Raw genomic sequence first — 11,106 nt, forward strand, 5'->3', positions numbered from 1 at the left:
ATAAGAATATTGGTTATTCAAAGAGGAATCATACATTGGTTTTATCTCTTTACCGTTTTTTTCGCTGGACCAAAAATGCTATAATAAGTCATTGCTTCAAAGGAGGAATTGTATGAAATATAAAACATCATTTCAGGTGGCTGGTAGCTTCTTTCTTGTCCTGTTTTTCATTTTGGGCTGGATCGTAAAGTTCCATCTGTCGTGGCTTTCTGGTTTCGATCAGTGGTTTACAGGCATTGTCAGAGCTTCTTATCCTGATCTGAACAGCTACCAACTCTTTATGACTAAATTCGGTAATCCTCTTACCGTCATCATTTTATTTGCTTGTGCGGCTTTATGGATGTGGTATAAGAAAAAAAGGGCAGAAACATTTTGGTTCGTTTCTGGATTTATTGTAATTGCTGGAATCATCAACCCGGTGATCAAACTATTTTTCATGCGAGAGCGTCCTTCATTGGCGCACTTAGTAGTTGAAACAAGTTACAGTTTCCCTAGTGGACATGCAGCAGGCAGTATGATTCTTTACGGTTCTTTACTATTTCTGCTTCCAGTTTTTGTTCAAAAAAGAACCTTACGCACATTGCTTCAATTGCTGATGGTGTTTATTATAGTAAGTGTCGGGATAAGCCGCATTTATCTGGGCGTTCATTTTCCTACTGATATCATCGGCGGCTACTTACTCAGTCTTTCTTGGCTGTGCCTGACTTATCCAGTGTATAGAGAAAAAAGAAAACAAATAGATAACTCTTACAGAAAGAAGGACTTTTAATGACTTTCCCTTATTCAGAAGGAAATAAAAGATATCATTCTTGGAATTACGCTTTACGAAATGAGTTTGGCGGGAAAATTTTCAAGGTGCCTATCGATGGAGGGTTCGACTGCCCGAATCGAGATGGGACTGTTGCCCATGGCGGATGTACTTTTTGCAGTGTATCTGGTTCGGGTGACATGATCGTTGCACCTGAAGACCCTCTTCCAATCCAATTCCAGAAAGAAATCGACATGATGCATCAAAAATGGCCTCATGTCCAACAATACATCGTTTATTTCCAAAATTTTACAAACACCCATGCGCCAGTTGAAATAATCAAAGAACGATTTGAGCAAGTAGTCAATTTACCAGGTGTCGTAGGATTATCAGTCGGTACACGACCGGATTGTCTGCCAGATGAAGTAGTTGATTACCTTGCTGAACTGAACGAGCGGATGTATTTATGGGTAGAACTTGGATTGCAAACAACTTTTGAAGAAACTTCAAAACTGATCAACCGAGCACATGATTATCAAACTTATTTAGATGGCGTGGCTAAATTACGCAAACATAATATCCGTGTTTGTACGCATTTGATCAACGGATTACCAGGCGAAAGTTTAGAAATGATGAAAGAAAATGTCAGACGCACCATTTTAGATTCAGATATCCAAGGAATCAAGCTCCATTTGATGCATCTGATGCGCAAAACGAGAATGTTGCGGGACTATCATGAAGGTCGCCTTCAATTAATGAGCCGTCCTGACTATGTCAATGTCATTTGCGACCAGCTGGAAATGATACCAAAAGAGATCATCATCCATCGTTTGACAGGGGATGCGCCGTGGGATTCCTTGATTGGACCAATGTGGAGCTTGAAAAAATGGGAAGTCTTGAATGCAATTGATGAAGAACTTCTTCGCAGAGATAGCTTCCAAGGAAAATATGATGTACGGAAAAAGGTGAGCGTCTGATGTTGCAAACTGCTTTGCATTTCAGCCATACATTACTGCAAGAAATCTTGCAACCAGGGGATCACGTCGTAGATGCAACGATGGGCAATGGCCACGATACGGTTTTTCTAGCAGAACACATCGGAAAAACTGGTCATGTCTATAGTTTCGATATCCAGCAACAAGCAATCGATGCTACTCGTGAAAGGCTAGAACAGCGTCAGTTAGAAGAACGTGTCTCATTGTTTCTACAAGGCCACGAAACGTTAGGAGAAGTGATAGCTGAACAACAAAATCTCAAAGCAGGGATTTTCAATCTAGGGTATCTCCCAAAAAGTGATAAAGCAATCATCACTATGCCAGAGACTACACGCACAGCTATGGAAGAAATATTGAAACGACTTGTGCCTCGCGGACGATTGATCCTTGTCGTCTACTATGGTCATGAAGGTGGAGAAAAAGAACTGGATATGGTTGATTCTTTTTGTTCCAAACTGCCACAGGAAACATATAATGTGCTGAATTATCGGTTTATCAACCAAAAGAACCAGCCGCCTATTTTATATTGTATTGAGAAAAAAAGATAAATAAAAAACGCAAAACATAAATGATATGTTTTGCGTTTTTTTCTCTAATACTCAGGTTAAGGCGTTGATTTCATAACCTCTTTATTCACGGTGCTCAAAAGCTTGCATCTGCGGTAATAAGTCCAACCAAATCAAAAACATGAGAAGCTGTTTTTGATTGGCTGTTCTTATTACTTGATGCAGGACAGCTTTTTCACAACCTCTTTATTCAAATACAAATTGATTATGATAAAGTTCCGCATAAAATCCATTTTCTGCTAATAACTCGTGATGACTGCCTTCTTCAATGACTTCCCCATCACGCAAGACAACGATTCTATCTGCATTCAAGATTGTTTTCAGCCGGTGAGCAATCACAAAGCTGGTTCTTCCTTTGATTGCTTCATCCATTGCTTTTTGGATCCTTGCTTCTGTTACCGTGTCTACATTACTTGTTGCTTCATCCAAAATCAATAAAGATGGATTTGTGATGATCGTTCGAGCAATACTGATCAACTGCTTTTGACCTGTACTGAATAAGTTATTTTCTTCGGATATCTCTGTATCATAACCTTTTTCTAACGTCATGATGAAGTCATGAATATTCGCTTGTTTTGCTGCATTGATGACTTCTTCATCTGAAGCGTCCGGTTTGCCGAATGTGATATTGTCTTTGATCGTTCCGGAGAACAATACAGATTCTTGCAAAACGATTCCTACATGTCTACGTAATGCATCAAGATCATAATCTCGGATATCTATTCCATCGATGACTACTGAACCATCATTGACATCGTAAAAACGGTTTAGCAGATTCATGATCGTCGTTTTCCCCGATCCTGTTGGACCAACAAGGGCAACCATTTCTCCTTTGTCCACATTGATCGAGACATCTTTCAAGACTAGTTTTTCTGGAGAATAACCAAAATCTACGTGCTGCAACGCAAGACCTTTTTCAACACCATCAAATGCTTTACCGTTTTCTGGTTTGACTTCATCTTTTTCATCAAACATTTCATTCAATCGTCTTGCCCCTGTAATCGCTAATTGGATCATGCTGTATCCAGATGAAATCTGCATCAGTGGTTGGTAATATTGTTGTGAATACTGGACGAATGTCACAACTAAGCCTAATGCCACCGAACGTTCCAAATCACCATTTAATGCTAACCAGCCGCCGAAAAAGATAACTATCGCTGTATTGACCAGTGACATTCCTTGCATCATCGGAAATAGTAGACCAGAATAAGCTTGTCCTTTGAAGGTTGCTTCGCGAACACTTTGATTATGCTCTAAGAATCCTTCAATCGTTTCTTCTTGTAAGCCATTTGTGATGATGACACGTTGTCCGCTGATTTTTTCATCCATATAACCATTTAGTTTCCCCACTTCATCTTGCTGAAGATCCACATATTTCCGTGCTTTGCGGATAATCAAGACAGCTATCAAAACGGCTACTGGAGTGGAAGCAATTGTAGCCCAAGCTAACTCTACATTTTGGCGGAACATCATGATCAAGATCCCGACAAGTAAAACAGCATTCGTGATGACTTGAAGCAAAGCTTGGTTCAAACTATTTTGAATATTATCTAAGTCACTGGTAAAACGACTTAAAATTTCACCGTCTTGATGAGAATCAAAGAAACGGATCGTCAATTTTTCCAATTTGTTGAATAGACCGATACGCATTCGGTTCGTTGACTTCCCTACTACTTGTGTGAACAAAATACTATAGATAAAGTTGGCTGCACTAGCTAGTACATAAAACAGCAAGAGTTTCCATATTACAGAAACAAATTTGCTTTTATCGTCTACGCCTTGCATCAAGCCTCCTACGTAATTAGCTAATTCTTGAAAAGCTTCCCCGATGTATTGAGGTGCCTTTACTTGTAGATAGGTAGCAATGATCACTGTGATAAAGATAAAGAAAAAGGAGAGTTTGTACCGCTTCAAATAGTGATAGAAAAATTTACTTGCTTTTATTAGATCAGTCATACTTACTCCTCCGTTCCTTTTTGAGTTTCAAAGATTTCCTGATAGACACGGTTTCCAGCTACCAATTCCTCATGGGTTCCTTCGCCGACTAATCTGCCTTCATCCAATACTAAGATGCGGTCTGCTTTGACAACAGAAGCAATTTTTTGTGCGATGACAATCGTCGTTGTTCCCTTCAAATCTCGATCGAGTGCTTCTCGGACCAGCTTTTCAGAGCGAGCATCCAGTGCACTCGTACTGTCATCTAGGATCAAGATCTTTGGATTACCGATAACGCCACGAGTAATGGATAAACGTTGCTTTTGACCACCAGAAAAGTTACTGCTACGTTCTTCTACTGGTGCTTCGTAACGATCAGATAACTTTTCGATGAATTCTTTTGCTTGAGCAATAGAAGAAGCATGTTCCATCTCTTTTTCTGTTGCATTCTTTTTCCCTTGACGCAAGTTTTGAGCAATCGTTCCTGAGAATAAAATTGCTTTTTGCAAAACAAAGGAAACCGTTTGTCTTAAACTCTTTTCATTTACTTGACGAAGATCTACACCACCTACTTCAACTTTGCCTTCTGTCGGATCAAATAGACGAGGGATCAATTGTGCTAGTGTTGACTTCCCAGCACCAGTCGCCCCGACGATACCAACCATTTCTCCAGGTTTGATAGAAAAGCTGATATCTTTAAGCGTATCTGTATCCTCACCAGGATAACGAAAAGAAACATGGTCAAAAGTGACAGAACCCGTCAACTCTTGTTCTGGAACGTCTAAATAAGTAAGATCTGGTTCAGCATCTAAAATTTCCGCAATCCGCTTCAGCGATACGGCTGCTCTTGAAGTCATCATCATCATCATTCCGCCAATAATGATTGCCATCATAATCTGCATCAAGTAGTTCATGAATGAAGCAATTCCACCAATTAACGTAGGATCATCTTTAACAAGATCGCTCACAAAAAAGATCGCCCCAACCACAGCCAAATTGGCAGCCAGCATGAAGGACGGGATCATCACAGAAAATAATGTACCGACTATGATGTTGTGTTTTGTTAAGTCCTCACTTACTTTGCTGAATGACTTCAATTGGTTTTCTTCTTGTACAAAAGATTTCACTACACGAATCCCTAGTAAGTTTTCTTTTGCAATGCTATTCACACGATCAATCAGTTTTTGAATGATCATGAAGTGCTTGCCCATCCTTGTAAATGAAAGTGCCGTAATCAGAAATACCGTAACGATAAGCGCTACGATGATCCACCATAATTGCGGCATCGTGATCATAGCTAAAATGAAGGCACCAATAAATAAGAATGGAATTCGAAAAAGTGATTGCAAAGAAATCATCACTAAATTTTGGATTTGCGTGATATCATTTGTTAGACGAACAACAAGATTTCCAGCAGAGAACTGTTCGATATTTCCAAATGAAAATGTCTGGATCTTTCGAAATGCTTCTTCTCGGATATCTGCACTTACGCCTTGAGCTACTTTTGCAGAGAAAATCGTGTTCGTTACACCTGCGGCTAATCCTAGCAAAGCCAGACTGATCAGGTAAATACCAATTGTTTTCATTTCATCATTATCTTCTGTAATAATAGCTTCCAATACTTGCTGTAGTAACTTAGGTTGCCATAATGCTGCTGCAACCATGACTGCTACGGACAGCAAGGAAATAAAAACAGCTACTTTATATTTTTTCGCATGTCGTAAGATTAATTTCATTCGTTGATTACACCCCTTTGTTTAAATTGACAGGACTAATTTAACACTGTAAAATTAGACCGACTAACAATTTACCATGTTTAAAAAGATAATGCAATACACGAGGTTGATAAAATGGAAATAAAGCTTTCTCAAGCAATCATCATTCAGGCCGCCTTTGATATCCTGGCTGAAACACAAGCTCTTTCGCAGCTTTCCATGCGAAACATCGCAAACAGAATTCATGTTCAAGCACCTGCTTTATATTGGTATTTCAAAAACAAACAACAGCTCTTGCAAAAAATGGCTGAAACAATGGAAGAAGAATTAGCGCTTCCAGATCCAACTTTGCCTTGGAATGAACAGTTGCTGCAGTATATGGAAAATTACTATGACCTTTATACACGTTTCCCTTGTGGGGCAGAATTAGAAATCAATACTGTGCCCGCTTTTCCGAGTCGATTAGAACATTTGGAGCAAATGATCCAATTACTTGTTCGTGAAGGATTTTCAGTCACCCAAAGTCATCAGGCCATTGCCTCTCTCCACAATTTATTGATTGGACAGTTAATGGATCAGCAGCATGAACAGCAGCTTCGACAAAAAATTATGGACGGAAATGAATTTTTGAAAGAAACAGTTCTATTTATGCGTAATTATGTAGTTGAAAATCAATTAGAGGGATTTAAAGAAAATATGCAGTCCCATGCAGAATTGAATGAAAAAGCACTCTTTCTAACGAGTGCACAAACCTATATTGAAGGCTTATGCCAACAAAATAAAAGAAGAGAAAACGAGCAGTAAAAAAGCTCCTATAGAGATCACTATGTTTGTGATCTCTATAGGAGCTATCTTTTTAAGACTCTTTTTTTATTTTTCTTCCATTAGCCACGCCAATGCACGTTGAATCCATTGGTCCCAGAAGATCCAGTTATGATCGCCAGGTCCTTGTTCAAAGGTGACCGCCAAGCCTTGTTCCTGCATAGCAGATACCATTTCCTGATTTGCCTGATAAAGAAAATCAGATTCCCCACAAGCCATATAAAATCTTGGAACTGGTTTTCCGCTTTTTACTAGTTCTTTCAATAAGTATTGCGGATCATTTTTTGAACCTTCGATTTGATCCAATGGTCCAAAGATCCCTTCCCAAAAAGCTGCTTTACGAACCATCAAAAGATCATCCATTCGATTTCCTACAGAAACAGCGCCTGAAAGAGAGATTACTGCTGCGAAATTTTCTGATTTTGCAAGGCCTAGTTTTAACGCGCCATATCCGCCCATCGATAATCCAGCGGCATATGTTTTTTCTCTTTTTCTTGTTAATTGCGGGAATAATTCATGACAAATCTCAGGTAGCTCTTCTGCAATGAATGTCCAATACTTCATGTCATAAACTGTATCTGTGTACCAGCCAAGATCAGTAGATGGCATGATGACAGCTAATCCGTAGTCTGCTACATAACGTTCAATCGACGTACGTCTTTCCCATACACTATGATTGCCACCCATTCCATGAAGTAAATATAAAACAGGTATATCCGTTGTCTCTTGCTCTGAACTGGTGCCAATCACCTTTTTTGTTGTTTGCGGTAGTATCACATTTAGATTGACTTCCATTTCTAACACATTCGAATAAATATTTGCTTGAATAAATGCCATATTTTCGCCTTCCTTAGTAAGAAGTTATTTTTGAATAACTTTAAATTTGAATGATTCGGCTACGTACATATCTTAACCGAAACTACTGTTTTATTTTACCACTTTTTTCATGAACGAAAAGCGTTAAGACCAAAGCAATGATCACGAGTAACAAGCCAACTAGATAAACGGAATGTAGCCCATCATAAAGAATTTTTCTTAATGGTAACAAAATATCCGCATCAATATATTTAGCCGTTTGTGGATTCACCAGTTTATTCATGATATCTGCATCATTTGTTAAATTTGCTGCTGCAAGTTCTCGTTTAGTTACCCCATTTATCAATAAACCAAAAATAGAAACCATGACTGTTTGACCAATTGTTCGAACTAACGTATTAAAAGAAGTTGCTACACCAAGCTGGTCACGAGATACACTATTTTGTGCACTGACAGTCGAAGTAGTCATGGTCACACCTAAGCCTATACCGATGACCGTTGATATAGCAAAAAACCATAAATAGTTACTTCTGAAAGGCATAAGATACAACCAAGCGCCCCCAATAGCTGCGATTAGTAGTCCAATTCTCAAGACCCAATGAGTTTTCATTTGAGTCATCCACTTGCTTGCAAGGAAAGAACCGACCATCCAGACTAGTGATAATGGTGCTAATACCAACCCACCAATTGCTGCATTCAATCCTAATACACCTTGCATCCACATAGGGATATAAACATCGATTCCCATCAAAAAACCACTAGCCAATGCTGCAGCCAAGTTGACCACAACAAATAGTGGATTTTTGAATAAATGCATCATGATGACAGGATCTTTAGCTCTTTTTTCGGCAAAAATAAAAATACCTAACATTACGATACTACCTAGCAGCAAAGCAGAAACAAGCGGACTCATTCCTTCGTCTCCTAATAATTGGAACCCTAACAGCAATGAGACAAGCATGGCCATCAAACTAAAACTACCAAAAATATCCATTGGTTTAGACTCATGTATGATTTTTGGTTCATTTAAATATAGCCAAATCAAAATAATTAATAGAATACCGATCGGCACATTGATAAAAAAGATCCAGTGCCAGCTGATCGTTTCAACGATGAATCCTCCCGCAAGCGGTCCAAAAACACTGGCAATCCCCCAGGCTGAACTATTCAAACCTAAAACTTTTGCTCGCTTTTCAATAGAATAAAGATCGCCGATGATCGTCAAAGCTACTGGCATCATTGCCCCAGCACCCATCCCTTGAATCGCACGAGCAGCAATCAACCCAATCATGCTTTGAGATAAACCGCAAAATAACGAACCGATAATAAACAATAATGTCCCAAAAATAAAGATTGGTTTCCGTCCCACTTTATCCGCAAGTTTTCCGTAAATCGGAGTAAGCATAGCGTTTGTCAGTAAATAAATCGAAAATACCCAGTTCATGATTTCCATTCCATGTAATGAACCGACAATCGTTGGCATAGCGGTTGTTACGATTGTACCTTCAATAGCCGTCATGAACGTTGCAATGAAAATACTCACTGTGACCAAAGTAACATTTGTTTCTTTTTTCATCTTATTCCTCCCTTTCATTATGACAGGATCTAAAAATAGATAAATAATTACTATCTTTTTCAAGAGGTTAACTGCCATAAAAAAAGCTGGAACAACCACCACTTGGCGATCGTTCCAGCTGAATATAACTTATTTTGCTAAACTTGCTTTCAACGCATCTACTTTGTCCGTATGTTCCCAAGGCAAATCTACATCTGTACGACCAAAATGACCGTAAGCAGCTGTTTGTTTGTAAATCGGACGACGCAAATCAAGCATCTCGATGATTCCTGCTGGCCGAAGATCGAAGTTTTCTCTCACTGCAGCAATCAGTTCTTCTTCCGGAACCGTTCCAGTACCGAAAGTATTGATTGAGATCGAAACAGGTTGAGCAACACCAATCGCATAAGCTAGCTGTACTTCTGCTTTGCGAGCAAGCCCTGCTGCAACAATGTTTTTAGCAATATAACGTGCAGCATAGCTGGCAGAACGGTCAACTTTTGTCGCATCTTTACCAGAAAAAGCACCGCCACCATGACGAGCATAACCGCCATACGTATCAACAATGATTTTTCTTCCTGTTAATCCGGCATCCCCTTGAGGACCACCAATGACAAATCGGCCAGTCGGATTGATATAATATTTCGTTTGATCATCTAATAATTCAGCTGGAATAACTTCCTTCACTACTTTTTCGATGACATCATGACGAATTGTTTCATTATCTACTGCATCATCATGCTGTGTTGAAATAACGATTGTATCTACGCGTTCAGGTTGTCCTTGATCATCATATTCAACCGTTACTTGAGATTTTGCATCTGGACGTAAATACGTTAATTCATTTGATTTACGCAAATCTGCCAAGCGGCGTACCAGACGATGACTCAAAGCAATTGGTAAAGGCATCAATTCTGGTGTTTCATCTACAGCAAACCCAAACATTAAACCTTGGTCGCCAGCACCAATCTCATCTAATACGTCTTTTTTATCTTCATCCCGGATCTCAAGTGCTTCATCAACTCCTTGAGCAATATCAGGAGATTGTTCATCAATCGCAACCAATACAGCTGCTGTATCTCCATCAAATCCGAATTTTGCACGTGTATAACCAATTTCTTTTATTGTTTCCCGTACGACTTTTTGAATATCTACATATGCCGTCGTAGATATTTCTCCAAATACTAAAACAAGACCAGTTGTTACAGACGTTTCACACGCTACTCGTGCTGTTGGATCTTGTTTTAAAATTGCATCCAAGATTGCATCACTGATTTGGTCAGCAATTTTATCTGGATGTCCTTCAGAAACAGATTCTGATGTAAATAAGTGTCTTTCTACCATTATAATGATTCCCCCTAGTTAAATTCGGTTACAAGGCATCTCCGTCCTGCGGATCCTTTCGGGAACTTGCAACGAACCAAGTATAGCAGATAAAACAGTTTTCTGCTCGTATTTTTTCATTTTTTTGCTTAAAAAATATAAAAATATTTTACATTAGAACTGTCCAAAAAAGCTTAGCACAATCATCCATAAAGATAACTCTGCTAAGCTTTTTAAAATCATTCTTTCAGATAAAAAGAAAAAGATACTCAAAAAGTATCTTCCATGACCCGTACGGGATTCGAACCCGTGTTACCGCCGTGAAAGGGCGGTGTCTTAACCGCTTGACCAACGGGCCAATAAAATAAATGGGCCTAAATGGACTCGAACCATCGACCTCACGCTTATCAGGCGTGCGCTCTAACCAGCTGAGCTATAGGCCCATAAAAACTAAAAGCGGGTGACGAGAATCGAACTCGCGACAACAGCTTGGAAGGCTGTGGTTTTACCACTAAACTACACCCGCATAATGGCGCGGGACAGAATCGAACTGCCGACACATGGAGCTTCAATCCATTGCTCTACCAACTGAGCTACCGAGCCAAACGGTTCCGACGGGAATCGAACCCGC

Annotated in this window: 9 protein-coding genes, 5 tRNA genes and 1 riboswitch (1 of these 15 running past the window's edge); of the genes, 4 read left to right on the forward strand and 10 right to left on the reverse strand. The window is 39.4% G+C overall.

Translation table 11 applies throughout. The features are described from left to right. The first annotated feature begins 112 nt into the window (after positions 1-112). Genes IGJ87_RS11115 through IGJ87_RS11125 form a run of 3 tightly spaced genes read left to right on the forward strand, consistent with a single transcriptional unit; the run spans position 113 to position 2,291 of the window. The gene (locus IGJ87_RS11115) at positions 113-769 is read left to right on the forward strand and encodes a phosphatase PAP2 family protein (protein ID WP_002328376.1); all 657 of its coding nucleotides are present in this window, start codon (positions 113-115) and stop codon (positions 767-769) included. Beyond that, positions 769-1,725, forward strand: a complete 957-nt coding sequence (locus IGJ87_RS11120) for a TIGR01212 family radical SAM protein (protein WP_002285909.1) — start codon at positions 769-771, stop codon at positions 1,723-1,725. Before IGJ87_RS11115 ends, IGJ87_RS11120 begins: the two co-directional genes overlap by 1 nt. After that, on the forward strand, positions 1,725-2,291 hold the full coding sequence (locus tag IGJ87_RS11125) for a class I SAM-dependent methyltransferase (RefSeq protein ID WP_002285906.1): 567 nt from the start codon (positions 1,725-1,727) through the stop codon (positions 2,289-2,291). Before IGJ87_RS11120 ends, IGJ87_RS11125 begins: the two co-directional genes overlap by 1 nt. Positions 2,292-2,495: 204 nt before the next feature. Here the strand turns inward: IGJ87_RS11125 and IGJ87_RS11130 are convergent, their stop codons facing one another. Further along, the gene (locus IGJ87_RS11130) at positions 2,496-4,265 is read right to left on the reverse strand and encodes an ABC transporter ATP-binding protein (RefSeq protein ID WP_002318388.1); all 1,770 of its coding nucleotides are present in this window, start codon (positions 4,263-4,265) and stop codon (positions 2,496-2,498) included. A gap of 2 nt (positions 4,266-4,267) precedes the next feature. After that, positions 4,268-5,980, reverse strand: a complete 1,713-nt coding sequence (locus IGJ87_RS11135) for an ABC transporter ATP-binding protein (protein ID WP_002318389.1) — start codon at positions 5,978-5,980, stop codon at positions 4,268-4,270. 114 nt (positions 5,981-6,094) lie between these two features. Between IGJ87_RS11135 and IGJ87_RS11140 the strand changes: the two genes are divergently transcribed. After that, positions 6,095-6,763, forward strand: coding sequence for a TetR family transcriptional regulator (locus tag IGJ87_RS11140; protein WP_002328374.1), 669 nt, complete (start codon positions 6,095-6,097; stop codon positions 6,761-6,763). Between the two features lie 66 nt (positions 6,764-6,829). Here the strand turns inward: IGJ87_RS11140 and IGJ87_RS11145 are convergent, their stop codons facing one another. The 8 genes from IGJ87_RS11145 to IGJ87_RS11180 all read right to left on the reverse strand — a co-directional run. Beyond that, complete coding sequence (locus IGJ87_RS11145; protein ID WP_002299077.1) at positions 6,830-7,618, reverse strand: alpha/beta hydrolase; 789 nt, start codon at positions 7,616-7,618, stop codon at positions 6,830-6,832. 82 nt (positions 7,619-7,700) lie between these two features. Continuing rightward, the gene (locus tag IGJ87_RS11150; protein WP_002328373.1) at positions 7,701-9,173 is read right to left on the reverse strand and encodes an MDR family MFS transporter; all 1,473 of its coding nucleotides are present in this window, start codon (positions 9,171-9,173) and stop codon (positions 7,701-7,703) included. A 129-nt stretch (positions 9,174-9,302) separates the two neighbouring features. Then, positions 9,303-10,496: a methionine adenosyltransferase gene (gene metK, locus IGJ87_RS11155; protein ID WP_002289731.1), complete on the reverse strand. Its 1,194-nt coding sequence runs from the start codon at positions 10,494-10,496 to the stop codon at positions 9,303-9,305. Beyond that, positions 10,494-10,573: riboswitch (SMK box riboswitch) on the reverse strand. (Overlaps the previous gene by 3 nt.) A 188-nt stretch (positions 10,574-10,761) precedes the next feature. After that, positions 10,762-10,833 (reverse strand) — tRNA-Glu (locus tag IGJ87_RS11160). An 11-nt stretch (positions 10,834-10,844) separates the two neighbouring features. Continuing rightward, positions 10,845-10,918, reverse strand: a tRNA-Ile gene (locus IGJ87_RS11165). A gap of 12 nt (positions 10,919-10,930) precedes the next feature. After that, a tRNA-Gly gene (locus IGJ87_RS11170) sits at positions 10,931-11,001 on the reverse strand. 4 nt (positions 11,002-11,005) lie between these two features. Next, a tRNA-Phe gene (locus tag IGJ87_RS11175) sits at positions 11,006-11,078 on the reverse strand. Between the two features lie 3 nt (positions 11,079-11,081). Beyond that, positions 11,082-11,106 (reverse strand) — tRNA-Asp (locus IGJ87_RS11180) (it continues 48 nt past the right edge of the window).

It is taken from the genome of Enterococcus sp. DIV1411a, from assembly GCF_050531945.1.
Classification (GTDB): Bacteria; Bacillota; Bacilli; order Lactobacillales; family Enterococcaceae; genus Enterococcus_B; species Enterococcus_B faecium.